Annotated in this window: 19 protein-coding genes; 13 read left to right on the plus strand and 6 right to left on the minus strand. The window is 68.6% G+C overall.

The features are described 5' to 3' along the window. Positions 1-38: 38 nt before the first annotated feature. The 6 genes from KTR66_RS04820 to KTR66_RS04845 form a co-directional block, all read right to left on the minus strand. Positions 39-428, minus strand: a complete 390-nt coding sequence (locus tag KTR66_RS04820) for a hypothetical protein (protein ID WP_213611018.1) — start codon at positions 426-428, stop codon at positions 39-41. Then, the gene (locus KTR66_RS04825) at positions 425-1,777 is read right to left on the minus strand and encodes a recombinase family protein (RefSeq protein ID WP_213611020.1); all 1,353 of its coding nucleotides are present in this window, start codon (positions 1,775-1,777) and stop codon (positions 425-427) included. The genes KTR66_RS04820 and KTR66_RS04825 overlap by 4 nt, the downstream gene beginning before the upstream one ends. Continuing rightward, complete coding sequence (locus KTR66_RS04830; RefSeq protein ID WP_213611022.1) at positions 1,774-2,271, minus strand: DUF2924 domain-containing protein; 498 nt, start codon at positions 2,269-2,271, stop codon at positions 1,774-1,776. The genes KTR66_RS04825 and KTR66_RS04830 overlap by 4 nt, the downstream gene beginning before the upstream one ends. Positions 2,272-2,520: 249 nt before the next feature. Next, positions 2,521-3,144, minus strand: a complete 624-nt coding sequence (locus KTR66_RS04835; protein ID WP_213611023.1) for a hypothetical protein — start codon at positions 3,142-3,144, stop codon at positions 2,521-2,523. Positions 3,145-3,212: 68 nt separating this feature from the next. Further along, positions 3,213-3,494 (minus strand): helix-turn-helix domain-containing protein, encoded by a 282-nt coding sequence (locus KTR66_RS04840; RefSeq protein WP_111470928.1) that lies wholly within the window; start codon positions 3,492-3,494, stop codon positions 3,213-3,215. After that, on the minus strand, positions 3,491-4,225 hold the full coding sequence (locus KTR66_RS04845; protein ID WP_213611024.1) for an ImmA/IrrE family metallo-endopeptidase: 735 nt from the start codon (positions 4,223-4,225) through the stop codon (positions 3,491-3,493). The genes KTR66_RS04840 and KTR66_RS04845 overlap by 4 nt, the downstream gene beginning before the upstream one ends. Before the next feature lie 297 nt (positions 4,226-4,522). On the opposite strand from KTR66_RS04845, the gene KTR66_RS04850 reads away from it, so the two are divergent. The 13 genes from KTR66_RS04850 (at position 4,523) to KTR66_RS04910 (ending at position 15,290) form a co-directional block, all read left to right on the plus strand. Then, positions 4,523-5,098, plus strand: a complete 576-nt coding sequence (locus KTR66_RS04850; RefSeq protein ID WP_213611025.1) for a sigma factor — start codon at positions 4,523-4,525, stop codon at positions 5,096-5,098. A gap of 33 nt (positions 5,099-5,131) precedes the next feature. Further along, positions 5,132-5,473 carry a hypothetical protein gene (locus tag KTR66_RS04855; protein WP_191082761.1) on the plus strand — a complete coding sequence of 114 codons (342 nt, stop codon included), beginning with the start codon at positions 5,132-5,134 and terminating at the stop codon, positions 5,471-5,473. After that, positions 5,473-6,015 (plus strand): hypothetical protein, encoded by a 543-nt coding sequence (locus KTR66_RS04860; RefSeq protein WP_213611026.1) that lies wholly within the window; start codon positions 5,473-5,475, stop codon positions 6,013-6,015. The genes KTR66_RS04855 and KTR66_RS04860 overlap by 1 nt, the downstream gene beginning before the upstream one ends. Continuing rightward, positions 6,015-6,854, plus strand: coding sequence for an ATP-binding protein (locus tag KTR66_RS04865; protein WP_213611027.1), 840 nt, complete (start codon positions 6,015-6,017; stop codon positions 6,852-6,854). Before KTR66_RS04860 ends, KTR66_RS04865 begins: the two co-directional genes overlap by 1 nt. A 4-nt stretch (positions 6,855-6,858) precedes the next feature. Next, positions 6,859-7,605 (plus strand): hypothetical protein, encoded by a 747-nt coding sequence (locus KTR66_RS04870; RefSeq protein ID WP_213611028.1) that lies wholly within the window; start codon positions 6,859-6,861, stop codon positions 7,603-7,605. 7 nt (positions 7,606-7,612) lie between these two features. Next, entirely contained in the window at positions 7,613-8,068 is a 456-nt protein-coding gene (locus tag KTR66_RS24720; RefSeq protein WP_249731839.1) for a DUF6511 domain-containing protein, read from the plus strand. Between the two features lie 8 nt (positions 8,069-8,076). Then, positions 8,077-8,850 (plus strand): hypothetical protein, encoded by a 774-nt coding sequence (locus KTR66_RS04880; protein WP_213611030.1) that lies wholly within the window; start codon positions 8,077-8,079, stop codon positions 8,848-8,850. 23 nt (positions 8,851-8,873) lie between these two features. Beyond that, positions 8,874-9,623, plus strand: coding sequence for a hypothetical protein (locus KTR66_RS04885; RefSeq protein ID WP_213611032.1), 750 nt, complete (start codon positions 8,874-8,876; stop codon positions 9,621-9,623). Further along, on the plus strand, positions 9,620-10,945 hold the full coding sequence (locus KTR66_RS04890; protein ID WP_213611037.1) for an ATP-dependent RecD-like DNA helicase: 1,326 nt from the start codon (positions 9,620-9,622) through the stop codon (positions 10,943-10,945). Before KTR66_RS04885 ends, KTR66_RS04890 begins: the two co-directional genes overlap by 4 nt. Beyond that, the gene (locus tag KTR66_RS04895) at positions 10,942-13,533 is read left to right on the plus strand and encodes a VapE domain-containing protein (RefSeq protein ID WP_213611038.1); all 2,592 of its coding nucleotides are present in this window, start codon (positions 10,942-10,944) and stop codon (positions 13,531-13,533) included. The genes KTR66_RS04890 and KTR66_RS04895 overlap by 4 nt, the downstream gene beginning before the upstream one ends. A gap of 437 nt (positions 13,534-13,970) precedes the next feature. After that, positions 13,971-14,519: a crossover junction endodeoxyribonuclease RuvC gene (locus KTR66_RS04900; RefSeq protein ID WP_213611039.1), complete on the plus strand. Its 549-nt coding sequence runs from the start codon at positions 13,971-13,973 to the stop codon at positions 14,517-14,519. Next, positions 14,516-14,746 (plus strand): hypothetical protein, encoded by a 231-nt coding sequence (locus KTR66_RS04905; protein ID WP_213611040.1) that lies wholly within the window; start codon positions 14,516-14,518, stop codon positions 14,744-14,746. Before KTR66_RS04900 ends, KTR66_RS04905 begins: the two co-directional genes overlap by 4 nt. Further along, positions 14,736-15,290, plus strand: a complete 555-nt coding sequence (locus KTR66_RS04910; protein WP_213611041.1) for a DUF6456 domain-containing protein — start codon at positions 14,736-14,738, stop codon at positions 15,288-15,290. Before KTR66_RS04905 ends, KTR66_RS04910 begins: the two co-directional genes overlap by 11 nt. Positions 15,291-15,602: the final 312 nt, after the last annotated feature.

Consider the following 15,602-nt stretch of genomic DNA (forward strand, 5'->3'; position numbering starts at 1 on the left):
CCGATACGGGCACAGCGCCAAGCGAGCGATTGAAGGCTTCATGATGCCAAGTTCAGCCGGTGGCGCTGGCACGCCCAGGCATCCGGAATCGGCGCAAGCAACGCCGGCAGTGCACAGGTAGCAGAAGTCCGCCCATCCAAGATTGCCTCAACGATATCCGGCGCCAGCAGGGTCAGCCGCAGCAGGCTGCCGAGGTAGCCCCTCTCGATTCGTTCGGCGGCTGCCATCTCGCTGATGGACGCGTAGCGCCCCACGTCGAGCATCCGCTGGTACCGGAACGCCCGTGCCAGCGCCTTCACGAGCGCCGGGTCGGCCCGCGTTGTGACTGGCGCCACGCCATCGGTCATCGGTGTCACGACGGTCTTCCTGCCTGGCCGGTAGCGGATTGCCAGAGGCACCCGGACCGTGATGCTGGTCGCCGTGGTCATGCTGCCGACCTCAGCGTATCGGGCGCGATGGCGCCGAGGTCGCGGACCAGGCCGCCGAGACCATCCAGGCGCAGCCGAATGTCCGCGCCGGCCGGGCCCACGACCACCCGCTCCACCAGCGACCTCACAATTCTCGCCTGCTCTGCAGGAAACAGGTGCTCCCAAAGCGGGTCGAGCCGGTGCAGCGCGTCATGGGTTTCGCTCTCGGTCAGGTCCGGCGCCTCCCGGCGCGCCGCGCGCCAGGTGCCGATTACGATCTCCGGCTGCCGCAGCAGCGCCCGCACCTGATCCACTACCGCCGCCTCGATCTCGGCCGCCGAAATCCGGCGCACTATGCTGGCGTCGCCGGCGGCGTCGCCCTTCAGCACCCGCTGCGCCACGTAGTAGCGGTAAAGCCGGCCATTCTTCCTGGAATGCGTCGGCGACAGCGCCCGGCCGTCCACCCCGAAGATCAACCCCTTCAGCAGCGCCGGCGTCTGTGCTCGGTTCTGGTTGGCACGCACGCGCGGGCTGACCTGAAGGACGGCGTGCGCCCGGTCCCATAGATCACGGGGCACAATGCCCTGGTGCTCACCGGGATAGATGCTTCCCTTGTGCGCGGCCTCCCCGACGTAGGTCCGATTGTTCAGCAGCTTGTAGACATCGCCCTTGTCCAGGGGCCGGCCCACCTTGCTGGTGGCGCCCTCCTCTCGAAGGCGCTTCACCGTCTCCATGCCCGAGGACGTCTCGGCGAAGATCTCGAACACGCGGCGCACCCGCGGTGCCTCCTCCTCATTCACGATCAGCTTCCTGGCCACCACGTCGTAGCCGAGCGGTACCTTGCCCCCCATCCACATGCCGCGGGCGCGGGAGGCGGCGAATTTGTCGCGGATTCGCTCGCCAATGACCTCGCGCTCGAACTGCGCGAAGCTGAGCAGGATGTTCAGCGTCAACCGGCCCATGCTGGTCGTGGTGTTGAAGCTCTGCGTCACGGACACGAACGTCACGCCGTGCGCATCCATCACCTCCACCAGCTTGGCGAAGTCCATTAGCGAGCGGCTCAGGCGATCAATTTTGTAGACCACGATGACGTCGACGAGGTCGGCCTGAATGTCGCGCAGCAGGCGCTGCAGCGCCGGCCGCTCCAGCGTGCCGCCCGAAAAGCCGCCATCGTCATAGCGATCGCGGACCAGAACCCAGCCCTCGGCGCGCTGGCTGGTGATGTAGGCCTCGCAGGCGTCGCGCTGCGCGTCGAGCGTGTTGAACTCCTTCTCCAGCCCCTCGTCAGTGGATTTGCGAGTGTAGACCGCGCAGCGGAGCTTCTTGGTCGTCGCCGGCATGGCCGGCTCGATGCGGGCGCGGCGGGTCATGTCTCACCCCGCGCCCGCAGCCCGAAGAACGTCCAGCCATTCCAGCGCGTGCCGGTGATGTGGCGCGCGATGGCTGAGAGCGACTGGTAGGGCCGCCCCTCGAATTCGAAGTCGTTGACGCGCACCGCGACCACGTGCTGCACGCCCTGCCATTCGCGGAGCAGGCGCGTGCCGGCTAGCGGCCGGCTGTCGGCACGAATGCGGCGCAGGACGACGTTGCCGCCATCCAATTGCTCGCCCAGCGCCACCAGCCGGTCGACGGTCTCGGGCTTCAGCCCGCCATAGGCCAATTCCTGGATGCGATAGGCCAGCCGGCTCTGGATGTAGGCGCGGTTCCAGGGCGGCGGCTCCTTGCCGAACAGTTCGCGCCACTGCTGCTTCAGCGTAGCGGTCGGCGCCGCCTGCAGTGCGGCGAGGCGGCTCAGCACCTGCGTCGGCGGGATCTTCGGGATGGTGGGCGCCGGCGCGGGCGCGGCGGTGGATCGTCTGGTCATGCGAGTCCCTTCCTGTTGGGGTTCGCATGCAGGCGCTGGTGGGCGGTGGAGTGTAGGGGAACGTCTCCCACCCCCCGAGCTATTTCGGCATCGCGCGCTTCATCCTCGGCAACGCGGCTGCGCAGCCGCACCAGGCCCCTGGCCAGGATGCCGCAGACCTCGCGGAGGTGCGGCGGGAGGTGAGCGTTCAGTCCCACGGGCGATGGCTTCATACTTAGCCCTACCCGTCTCGGCAGCGATCCGTCCCAATCAGGCGCGGCGGCGTTCCAACTGAGGCGCGATCCGCCGCCAGGGCTGGCTCAGCTTCTTCTTGATCGTGCTGGAGTCCGGATGTTCGCCACGATCAGCAAACCACGTCTCCATGCGGCGAACGTATTCCGCCAGCGTGGCCGGCGGACCGTCCTGGAACATGCTGACCAGTGCCTCAGCCCAGAAGGCATCCCAGTCATAACGCGGTGCTGCGCCACGCGCGGCGGGTGGCGGCGCCACGACAGCGGCTCCGCTGCTGGCCGTCGCCACACCCACCTCCTGCTCCGCCTCGAAGCGCAAACGCTCGGCATGCCGGACGACCAGCCGCTCGCGCGAGACCACGATCGTGCCCGCGTCATCGCCGCGCGCTTCAATACTGATGTAGCGACCTGGCTCTGCCTTGAAGCTGCTGATCGTCTCGGACCCGTTCATGAGGGTGGCCCAGGCCTGCGACTGGTGGAGATCTGCGGCGCCCGAGAGATAGCTGCGCTCGTCCGGGATGTGGCACCAGTCTCGATCATTCACGTCCTCGATGCTGCCCTTCTCGACAGCGAGGCCCGCGACGACGACGGACAGGGTGAGCTCATTGGCCGCGACGAAATTCGCCACGTCCAGTTCCGTCACGCCCCCGCGCTCACAGATCTCGGCCAGCCCATAGCAGGGCTTCCTCACAATTCGGCCGCCCACGACATTCATCCCTTCCCGACAAAGCGCAACCGCCGATACGCTTGCACAACCTTGGCCATATCCTTCCGCATGTCGGGCGGCAGTCGCTGCGCCTCGACGAACAGATCATCCATCCGCACACCGAGAATGGCGGCGGCGCGCTCTATCAGCTCGTCGCGGGGCGGATTCTCCTGGTCACGCTCGATGCGCGACCAATAGGCCGCCGAGATTTCCAATCGCTCCGCGAAATCGTTCAACCCGATGCCGAGCGCAGTCCGTCGCTCGCGGATGACCGATCCAAAGCTCACCGTTGATCTCCTTGCACCAGGCCGTAGCGGCTCAGCCGCACGGCGATAAAGCGCTCCGACACACCGAAGTCGCCGGCCAGCGCGGCGACCACGCCCTCGATCACCTCGGGCGGGTTGTCGGATGCCAACACGCGGCAGCCCTGCCGACCCCGATGCGCCGCATGCACCGTGCGCAGCCGCTCGGACCGCGCGTGCACCAGCATCCGGAGGTGGAGCTGCACCGGGGGAGCGAGTAGCGCACCCATGAATTCATTCGCCCGACGTTCGGAGGCCGCGGTGGTCCGATCGAGCAGCGCGCTCGGGCCGGCCGTCACTGACCGATACCGCCGCGCTGGCATGCCGAGCGCCACCGGCACGTCGAACACCACATGGCCCAGCTCATGGGCCGCGGTGCTGACCGCGAGATCCGGCCGCCCGGCCACCATGCGCGCATTCACGGAGACCAGCGCCGTGCCCGGCATATCGGGATCCGTCTCACAGACGCCGAGCACTGCCTCCCCGGAGCCATCATGCACGGGATGGTCGAGCTCCCAGGCGACCACGATGGCCCGACCGTTAGCCGACACTGTCCGCGTGGCGGCGACCAGAGCGGCGAGCGGGAGCGCAAATGCACCATGCTCCGTCATGGCCTGGCGGCGCACCTGCGCGGCAACGGCCCAGAGGGTCTGGGCCGACAACGGCCGAGGCGCGCCTGAGGCGGCGTGATGCGGGTACTCAACGGTGATGGACATGCCGGGATCATGACGAACTGCTGTGCGATTGGTCAACAGCAATGTTCCCTTCCTGTTCGACTATCCCCGATATCCACAGGCGACCGGCTCAGGGAGGAGTTCCCGCATGGGTGGGGCGGAAATCGCCAGGCTATCCATCTGATTTCCGACGAAATCAGCCATAAGCCACTGATTTAGCAATGGGGAATAAATCCCAGGCGGCTCCAATTCCCCATTGCGCCCCATTCCGCCTCTCCGCCCCGGCAGGTCGTGTGGTTGCTTCTGGACGTCATAGCCGCCCAGCAGGAGCCACGCCCGATGCCCACCGAGCTTTCCCTTGCCGATCTCGACGTCGTTCACCCGCTCGCCGAGCGCTACGCGCGGCGCCTCTGCCGCACCCTGGGGCGCCCCAGCCATGAGCGGGAGGACATGGAGCAGGACATGCTGCTCGACCTCCTGGCGCGGTTGTCCGGCTTCGATCCGGCGCGAGGGACGTTGGCGGCCTTCGCCACGGTCTGCTTCCAGCACCGCGCATCCCGTCTCGCCACACGCCTTCGCCGCGAGAAGCGCGAACGGCACGAGGCGTCGCTGGACGACGTGGTGCCGGGCCAGGAGGAGGAGCTGACGCTCGCCGACATCATCCCCGAATCGGAGGGGTATGCGGCGTGGTGCGGCCAGCAGACCGACGCGGTGGCCGCGCTGGAGCGCCGCCTTGATCTGGATCGCGCCGGCACCGTGCTGGACCAGCGCGACCACAGCATCTGCGCAGCCCTGACGCAGTGCACGCCGCACGAACTCGGCCAGCAGGGCCCGATGCCGCGCTCGGTTCTGTACCGCCGCATCCGCGAAATGCGCCTGCGGTTGCTCGCCGGCGGCATCGCCGCGGCGGCCTGAGACGCATCGGCGAGGGGCTGGGTAGGGCTAAGTATGGACACCAACATCACCGACATCCGCGCAGTGTCGAAGCCTCTCACCGAGGCGTCGCTCTGCACCTGGCTGGGCGCCGCGGCCCCCGGCGACAGCATCACCTATCACCGCGGCGCGCTCGCCCGGCAGGTCTGCCCGCAGTTGCGGTGCCTGCCCGAGCAGGAGCGCACCGCGCTGCAGCGCCTGGCGGCCCGCGCCTGGAAGCTCGCCGAGCTCGGCCTGGCCGATATCGTGCAGCGCCGCCACGGCTACGAGGACTACGCCTACATCCTCGTCGCCCGGCGCCGGCCGCGTCGCTATGCGTCGTCCATCCTGCCCCTGCTGCTCGCGGAGGCCGCGTGATGGACGCGCCCCGCACCAACCGCCCCACGCTCGATGCGCTGCGCCACATGCCGGTGAGCGACGTTATCGCGCTGCCGGCCGAGCACCTCGCGCTGCTGCAGACCGATGCGCGCGAGGCGCTGGATGGCGCCAAGCGCATGCAGGACTGGATCGAGGCCGCGATCGCGCTCCGCTACGAGCAGCGCGCCGTCGGCGCCCGTGCCGCGGCCGGCAAGGACACTGGCACGGTCCGCTTCCAGGACGGCGCCGTGGAGATCGCGGTCGATCTGCCGAAGAAGGTGGATTGGGATCAGGCGCGTCTCGCCTCCCTGTCCGAGAAGATCCGCGCCGGCGGCGAGGATCCCGGCCAGTACGTCGAGGTCAGCTTCAAGGTCTCGGAGCGGGCCTACACCGCCTGGCCGGAGCGCATCCGCGCCGCCTTCGAGCCGGCCCGCACGGTTCGCACGGGGCGCGCCACCTATCGCCTCGCCCTCATGTCCGACGTCGCACGGCGCGATAGCCCGCATGCTGACGGCGTCATCTCGATGCGGGGAGGTCGCTGATGGCACTCCGCATCGTCACGGCCGACGAGCGCCTGTCGAGCGCCGTCAACAAGACCACCCTGGCGCTGTTCGGGCCGAGCGGCGTGGGCAAGACCACGCAGGTCCAAACGATGCATGCCGAAAAGACCCTCTGCATCGACCTCGAGGCCGGCCTCAAGTCGGTGCAGGACTGGCGCGGCGACAGCATCCCTGTCCGCTGCTTCGAAGATGCCATCGACCTTGCCTGCCTGGTCGGCGGTGTGAACCCGGCGGCCGATCCGACCGGGTTCTTCTCGGAAGGGCACTATCAGCATCTCGCCGCGGCGCATCCCGACCTGGTGCGGCTGCTCGCCAGCAAATCCATCGTGTTCCTCGACTCGATCACCGACCTCACACGGCAGGCGATGGCCTGGGCCAAGACGCGGCCCGAGGCCTTCTCGGAGAAGACCGGCAAGCCGGACACCCGTGGCGCCTATGGCTTACTGGCGCGCGAGGTGATCGGCCTGCTGAAGCACCTGCAGCACGCGCCGGGCAAGACCACCATCATGGTCGGCATCCTGGAGAAGGTGACCGACGAGTTCGGCAAGGTCACCTGGCAGCCGCAGATGGAAGGCGGCAAGGCCGCGCGCGAACTGCCCGGCATCGTCGATCAGGTCGTCACCATGGGGCTGTTCAGCCGCGAAGGCGATGCCTGGCGATACGACCCGGAGCGCGGAACCGAGCGTCGCTTCGTTTGCCGCGCCGGCAACAGCTTCGGGCTGCCTGCGAAGGATCGTTCGGGCCGTCTCGACGAGACCGAGCCTGCGGATCTCGCCGCCCTGCTCCGCAAGATCAACGCCACCAGCACCAACCAGGGGTGATGCCATGACCTATGACATGAACGATGCCGAACTGCCGCGCGGCTCCGACCTCATCCCGGACGGCAGCTTCGTGAAGGTCATCATGCACCTCCGCAAGGGCGGTCTCGATGGCCAGGGCGAGGCAGATCGCGGCCTGCTCAAGGCGACGAAGACGCAGGGCAGCGACGTGAAGATGCTGGACTGCGAGTTCACCGTCACGGCGGGCCCGCACATCCGCCGCAAGTTCTGGCAGACCTTCACCGTCGTCGGCGGGAAGGTGGACGAGCAGGGTGTGTCGATTGGCTGGAAGATCTCGAAGGGGGTCTTCCGGGCGATGATCGACAGCGCGCTCGGACTGGATTCGCAGGACATGAGCGAGGCGGCGAAGGCCAAGCGCATGCTGCGCGGTCTCGCCGATCTGCACGGCATCACCTTCGCTGCGAAGGTGCGCGTCGAGCCCGCCAACGACCCCCGTTATTCCGACAGCAATCGCCTGGACCGTGTCGTGCTGCCGGGCGAGCCGGAATACGCCAAGGTCATGGCCGGCGAAGGCGTGGCGGCGGCGCCCAGCCACCGGCCGGCGCGTCCGCCGGCCGCAGCGGCCACCACGCCGCCCGCCTGGTCGGGCACGGCTGCCGCCGCGCCCGCGGCTCCGGCGCCCCGCATGTGGGAACGCCCGGCCACCGCGAGCCCCGCACCCGCCGCGCCGCAGCCCGCGGCTCCGCCCGCCCCGGCGCCGGCGGCAGGCGGCCCGGCCTGGTTGAACGGGTGATGCGCCGATGGTTCGTCGCCGCTGGACGCGGCCGGCGCAGCCGCGTGCTGCGGCCCAGTCCCTGCCACCGCCGCGCGGCTGCTCGCCTAAGGATCAGGTGCGTCGCCTCACCTGCGCGCTGTGCGGTCGGGAGGCGAAGGGCTTCGGCTACATCCACCAGCTTCGCTGGGGCGAATTCCCGCATCACCGCTTCTGCTCAATGCGGTGTTGCGAGGCCGGGGGCGCGCTGGGCCGGAGGTCCAACGGCGTGATCGACAAAACGCAGATGGAGGAGCGCGCGGTGAAGGACGCGCGCCGGCCGCTCGCCGAGGTGCTGGTGGAGCTGAACCTCATGGCGCCGTTCCACGACCGCAGTGCGGCAGAAATCGACCGCATCATCGAGGCCTGCGTGGACGGCTTCCAGGCATCCATGCAGCGCCAGGCCGCCGAGCGGGATCCGCTCGACGACCCAATTCCATTTTGAGGACGCCCATGATCCTCGACCTCAACCACCAATCCGGCCTGGTCTACGGACGCGCCGCGCACGGCATGGCCGACACCACGGCCCGCATCAATGCGCATGTCGATGCCGCACTGGTCGCGCGCAACCAGCGGCAGCGCCCGCGCGACTATCTCGGTGGCAGCCGGATCGGCGAGGCCTGCGCGCGAAAGCTGGTCTACGAGGTGGCGCATAGCCCGAAGGATGCGGGTCGCGATTTCGACGGCGGCATCCTCCGCGTCTTCGATGCGGGACACCAGTTCGAGACGCTGTCCATCCGATGGCTCCGCCAGGCGGGCTTCGATCTGCGTGACCGCGGCGCCGATGGCGAGCAGTTCGGCTTTGCCGCCGCGGACGGGAAGCTGCGTGGGCATGCCGATGGCGTCATCGTCGCGGGTCCCGATGTCGGCATCCGCTGGCCTTCCCTGTGGGAGCACAAGGCCCTCGGCCAGAAGTCGTGGAACGACCTGGTCAAGCACGGCCTGCGCCAGTCCAAGCCAATCTACTTCGCGCAGGTCCAGCTCTACATGGCCTATCTCGAGATCGAGGTGGCGCTGCTGACCGCGCTGAACCGCGACACCCTCGCCCTGCACCACGAGGCGGTGCCCTTCGATGCAGCCGAGGCGCAGCGCCTGTCCGATCGGGCCGTCGACATCCTCCGCGCTGCCGAGGCCGGCGAGTTGCCCCCGCGCATCGCCGCCCACGCCGATTTCTTCCTCTGCCGCTTCTGTCCCTACGCGGCCCGCTGCTGGGAGGCCAACCCGTGAGGTCACCTTCGCCATTTCCGCCCGTGCCACTGGCCTACGCGCTGAAGCGCCACATTCATCGTTACGCGAACCGCTTCTGGTGTCCCGTCGATGCATCCGGCGTCCTCAGCGCGCCGGTCTACCTCTTTCCCGACCAGACCAGCTTTGACTCGGACGAGGTCCAGCTGCTGTCGCAGACCATCATGGCCGGCCCGCTGCGGCTGCCTCACGAGCGTGTGCTGTTCGAGGTCACCGAACATCTCCATCCCGGCGCATCTCTCGTTGCCTACGCGGTCGGGACCGAGCAGGGCGTCGATGCATTCCTCTTTCGCTTCGACACCCGTCGCAAGCTCTGGACCGACGTCTTGGCTCGGGCCAGCTTCCTGCCCGACGGCGTCGCGGACGTCGAAGCGCATCCGACCCTCGTCGATCCGGCAGAGCACACTCCATACTTTCAGGCGCTCACCGGCATGGTCTGGCGTGCGCTTGGCCTGCTGTCGGTCGGCACCCAGCTCCGGGAACACGTGGTGTCGCCGCTGCGGCGCGCTTCGCTCGCCAAGCACGGTGTCCGCGGATGGACCTACCGCATCGCCGAAATCGACACGACGCAGGTTGCGGCCGCAGTCGCGCTTCGCGGCGGAACGCACGCTTCGCCGCGCTGGCACATTCGCCGTGGGCACTGGCGCACGCTCGCCGACGGGCGGCGCGTGTTCGTCCGCGAATGCGAGGTCGGCGATCACTCGCGCGGGGCTGTCGTGAAGGACTACCGCATGGAACTGGGAAGTGCAGCATGAGCGGCGACATCACGCCCTCCGACACCCAGCACCGCGCCATCAGCGCGATCCGGGCATGGTTCGAGCACGGCACCGAGCAGCAGCAGGTGTTCCGCCTGTTCGGCTTCGCCGGCACGGGCAAATCGACCGTGCTCAAGTTCGCACTGGGTGAGATCGGCCTCGAGCCGCATCGCGCCGGCGGTGATGGCGAGGGCTGCGTGCCCGGTGTCGTCACAGCCACCTTCACCGGCAAGGCTGCGCTGGTCCTGCGCCGCAAGGGCACGCCCGCACGCACCATCCACAGCCTGATCTACAGCGTCATCGAGGCGACCGAGGAGGAAATCGAGGCGGCCGAAAAGAAGATCACCGAGGCGATGGCCAGTGCTCGGCAGATCTCGGGCTTCGATCGCACCACCGCCGAGGCGACGATCGAGGCGATGCGCCAGGCCGTCTCTGAAATGAAGCGGCCGCGCTTCGCGCTGAACCCGAAAAGCGACGCGGCGCATGCGCGGCTCATCGTGCTGGATGAGGTGTCGATGGTCGGCGAGGACATGGCGCGCGACCTCATGAGCTTCGGCAAGCCGATCCTGGTCCTCGGCGATCCAGGTCAGTTGCCCCCCATCCAGGGCGAGGGCGCCTTCACGAAGGATCCGCCCGACATCATGCTCACCGAAATCCACCGCCAGGCTGCGGAGAGCGCCATCATCCGCCTCGCCACCATGGCCCGCGAGGGTATGGCGATCGGCTTTGGCCAGTACGACACGCACGTCTGGAAGATGCGCAAATCCGACGTGACGCCGGAGCAGGCGCTCCGAGGTGGCCAGGTCATTTGCGGCATGAACGCCACCCGCCTGCAGCTGAACAACGCCATGCGCCAGGCCGCCGGCTTTGGGCCAGGCTGGCTGCCGACCGGCCCGGCCGAGAAGATCGTCTGCCTGAAGAACCAGAACGACCTCGGGCTGATCAACGGCATGTTCCTTTCGCTCGACGCCGTCGTCGACGAGGGGACACATTACTTATCGGCGGTGGTGACCGACGAGGACGGCAATCGCATTGGGCCGCCACAGCAGGATGGCAGCCGCGGCCGCCTGCGCATCTACAAGGGCCATTTCGAAGATCACATCGCCTTCGACAAGCAGCGCCATGACCGCGACTGGAAGACCAAGCGTGCACTGACCGAAGCGACCTTCGGCTGGGCCATCACCGGCCATAAGAGCCAGGGGTCGCAGTGGGAGAACGTGGTGGTCTGGGACGATGGTCTCGGCCGCACGGAGCTGGATCGGCGCCGCTGGCTCTACACCACCATCACCCGCGCCGAGCAGGGCCTGGTGATCCTCGCATGAACGCCGAGCCGCATCCCGCCGTCGCCGTATCGTCATGCATCGACCTCAACGATGCCGGCCCCGTGCTACAGGTCCGGCACGACCTGGCCGAGGTGCGCCGCAGGCTGGCGGACACGGCACGCGACTGGATGCCCGCGCTGTTTCCGCAGGCGATTCGCTCGCCCGACCGGAAGACGCTGCGCTGCGCCGACCTCTCGGGTCGCCGCCCGCGTGGCGAGGGGTCCTGCGTCCTGCATCTTGAGGGTCGCTTCGCGGGATGGGGCTTCGACCACGCCACCGGCGAAAGCGCCGGGCCGATCGACATGGTCTATCACGCGACCGGGCTGACCGAGGCACGGCTCTTCGCGGAGGCCGCGCGGCTGGCCCAGATGGAGCAGCCGGCGCCCAGCCTGCGGCCGCAGGAGCCGCGACCGGACCACAGCCGCGAGGTGGCGCGGCTGCTGGAAGGCTGCCAGCCACTCGCCGGCTCGGTGGCCGAGACCTATCTGCGCAGCCGCGGGCTGGAGATGCCGGACAGCCCCGACCTGCTGTTCCATCCGGACCTTCCCGACTTCGAGACGAAGCGTGGCTGGGCTGGAATGGTGGCGGTTGCTCGCGACAGCACCGGCGAGCCCACCGGCGGCATCCACCGGACCTACCTGCTGGATGACGGATCGGCGAAGGCGCCGCCGGGGAAGAAGATGCTGGGGCCCATCGCCGGCGGTGCGGTGCGCCTGGCGCCGTTCCCCGCCGACGGCCGGCTCGGCGTCGCCGAGGGGATCGAGACCGCGCTCTCGGCGCAGGCCATCTTCTGCGTTCCGACCATGGGAGCGCTCTCCGCGGATGGGCTGCGGCGTTGGCGGTGGCCGGACGGCACCACCCACGTCACCATCTTTGCCGATGCTGGCCTGCCAGGCATGCAGGCCGCGGCCACGCTGGCGGACCAGCTGAACCTCGCCAACATCCCCTCCCGGATCCTCGCGCCGCTGCATGGCGACGACTTCAACGACGACCTGCGGCATGGCGTGACGGCCGAAAACTATGCCGCGTCGCCGGCGGCAGATGACCAGGCCCCACCGCCCACCACCGCGGAGGAGTTGCTGGCAGCCGCGGCCACGCTCACCAACCCGCCCGACATGGCGCCGCTGTCCCAGCTGCTGGGGCGCCTCGTCACCCTGCGCCTCGAGCCACTGCCCGAGCGCCAGGTCCTCGGCGCCATCAAGTCCGCGACCGGCATCGCCATCTCCATCCTGGAGAAGCAACTCGGGGAACTGCGGCGCCGCTTCAACACCACCGGCGATGTGAACCAGGCGCCGATCCGGCCACGCTGGGCCGCCCTGCTGCGCCTCGAGCCCAGCGGCACGCCGGAGCGGAACGAGGCCAACGTGATCACCGCGCTGTCGCTCGATGCGGCGTTCGCGGGCGCGCTGGTCTTCGACGAATTCGCGCAGGAGATCCTGGTTACCCGCGCCCTGCCCTGGGAGCCCGCCGCCAGCACCCTGCCGCGGGCCTGGGGCGACGCGGACGACGTGCGCTGCGCCGAATGGCTGCAGCGCCACGAGATCAACGTGCCCCCTGTCGTGGTGGGGCGCAGCGTCGTGGCCGTCGCCCGCAACATCCGCATCCACCCGGTACGGGACTATCTCACGGCGCTCGCCTGGGACGGCACGCCCCGGCTCGACGCATGGGCCGTGACCTATCTCGGCGCCGCAGACACGGCGCTGAACCGAGCCATGGCGTCGCTGTGGATGATCTCCGCCGTCGCGCGGATCATGCGTCCCGGCTGCAAGGCCGACCACATGCTGATCCTGGAAGGACCGCAGGGCATCCGGAAATCGACGGCGCTGAAGGTGCTTGCCTCCGATGCGTGGTTCACCGACGAACTGGCGGAGATCGGCTCGAAGGACGCGGCGCAGCAGATGCGTGGCGTGTGGATCATCGAGATGGCCGAGCTTGACGCGATCGGCAGGGCCGAGGTGTCGCGCATCAAGGCCTTCCTCACCCGCACCTCCGATCGCTACCGGCCGCCGTATGAGCGCTACGTGGTCACCGTGCCGCGGCAGTGCGTCTTCGCGGGCAGCGTGAATCCCGACACGTATCTGCGCGACGAGACCGGCAATCGGCGCTTCTGGCCGTTGCGATGCGGGGAGATCGACCTCGACGGGCTCCGCCGCGACCGCGACCAGCTTTGGGCCGAGGCTGTGGCGCGCTTCAACGCGGGCGCGCCGTGGTGGCTGGAGGATCGCGACCTCATCGTCTCGGCCACAGCCGAACAGGAGGCCCGCTACGAGCCGGACGCCTGGGACGCGCTGATCGAGCGCTGGCTGGTCTCCGAGCGGCGCAGCGTGAATGTCGGCTTCGGCAACTATGACGACTGGCAGGACCGCTACGTGCCGCGCCCGACACCATTGACCGACGTCTCCGTCGGCGAGGTGCTGGAGCAGGCGCTTAGCATCGAGCCGGCGAAATGGACCCGGGCAGACCAGATGCGCGTCTCCAGCTTCCTGAAGGCTAGGAAGTGGGAGCGGTTCAAGGCCACCGTGCCCGGCAAGGATGGCGGCACGCGGGAGTGGCGATATCGGGCCCCGCGTCCGGACGGCAGGGCGTGATGGCTGCCGCGCTCATGTCCCAACGCCCCCGCCATGTCCCAACCCATGCGCTGAGGTTGGGTCAGGCGAAATCGACCGAAACTCAGTCACTTGCTGACCGGTGTCCCAACGTCCCAACCGTCCCAACGGGTCTGAAACCTAGATGCGGAAGGTCTGGGTCGGGGCGGACATACATTCTCCTTATAGGTTTAGGGGAGGTCGCCCCAGGTTGGGACGTTGGGACACACCCGCATAACACGTTGATTTGGCGTGAAAGTGCTTCCTGCCAGGTCGCCGCAGGTTGGGCCCGGTTGGGTCCTGGGTTGGGGCGGCACCGGCCACCGGCGATCGGACCGCCGGATACAGGCCCACCCGAAATGCCGGGCAGCGACGGCGAGCTCCGCCAAGAACCGCGCCGTCGCTGCCCTCACCAGGATCATCCCCTCTCGGAGACCACCATGGCAGTTGCGACTCTCACCATGCCCGCCGCCCATGCAAGCGGCCCGCCCATCGCCCTCCCGCCCACGATCAGCCTGGCGCACCACGCGGTCCTCGCCCTGGATCTCGGCACCACGACCGGATGGGCACTGCGCCGCCATGATGGTGGCATCACCTCGGGCACGATGACCTTCAAGCCCAGCCGCTTCGAGGGTGGGGGCATGCGCTTCCTGCGCTTCCGCGGATGGCTGGCGGAGGTCGCCGCCCTGTCCGGCGGTGTGGCGCGGATCGTGTTCGAGGAGGTCCGCGCCCATGCCGGGACGGACGCGGCCCACATCTATGGCGGCTTCCTCGGCACGCTGACCGCCTGGTGCGAGGAGCACGACGTCCCCTACGAGGGCGTCCCGGTCGGCACGATCAAGCGCTACGCCACCGGCAAGGGCAATGCCGACAAGGCGAAGATGGTCGCCGCCATCGAGGCCCGCGGCTTCCGGCCGGCCGACGACAACGAGGCGGATGCCATCGCCCTTCTGCTCTGGGCGACCGATCCCACGGGAGGCCGCGCATGAGCATGCACGGCGCACCGCAGCCGCCGCGCTCCTGCCTGGACCGCGGCACGCGCAGCCCGACCAACGACACCGAGGTCAACGCCATGCGCGCGGCCGCCTGGCATCGGCACGGCGTCGCTGCCCTGCCGGTGGCCGACATCACGGACCACTGGCTCCGCCAGGCCATCACCAACGAAGCCAATCGGCGCTGGGGGCGTCGCAACGGGGAGAACCACGATGGCCGGTAAGCGCAAGCCCAAAGTGCCGAAGCCGGAGCACGACGATCTGGCGAAGCCCTCGAAGTGGCGGCTGCAGCACGGTGGCTTCTCGGAGCCGATCCGCGAGGCGGATCCCGAGACCGGCAGCCCAGTCCAGCATCGCCGCGCCGTGGACACGCTCGGGCTGATGCTGGCGCACGGCAGCATCACGCCACAGATGCACGAAGCGGGTGAGATCTTCCGCGGGCTGTTCCGCGCCGCCTGCTTCGACAGCATGTCGACGTCGCAGATCATGCGCATCCCAGGCACGCGCGTCGACACGCTCTCGACGATGCAGGTGGAGGCACGGCGCCGCGTCGCTGCGGCGCTCGATGCGCTGGGGGGGCAGGACAGCCCCTGCGGCTCCTGCGCGTGGTTTGTCATCGGTCTCGAGTTCTCGGTCCGCGAGTGGTCGATGCGTCAGGGCTGGGCCGGACGGACCGTACACGGCCCAGTGGGACAGGGCATCCTGGTCGGATCCCTCGGCATTCTCGCCGTGCATTTCGGGCTGATGCCACGAGCGAGGGCGGCGTGACGCGGGATGATCGGGGCGGTCACCATCGCCCCGATCACGCTGTTACAATTCACCCCGTAGCGGCTCCGAAATCAATGAGGCTAGAAGCAAGACACGTAGAGAAGGTGCGAGAGCGCCGCGGCTGAACAGCCACGCTGCGGCTCAATCGAGACAGTGGCTCTCGAGCCGCAGGGTCCTTCCTGGCCCCGCTGTATGCGGGGGGCGGAAGCGCGCAAGGTCGCTAGCGCCAGGCCATAAAACAGGGTTGCGGTTTGCAGCCCTTTCCGCGTGCGATCAAACAGATAACCCGCAAACTATGCCGCGCTGAGTTTG

The sequence above is a fragment of the Roseococcus sp. SDR genome, assembly GCF_019083995.1.
In the GTDB taxonomy this organism is placed as follows: domain Bacteria; phylum Pseudomonadota; class Alphaproteobacteria; order Acetobacterales; family Acetobacteraceae; genus Roseococcus.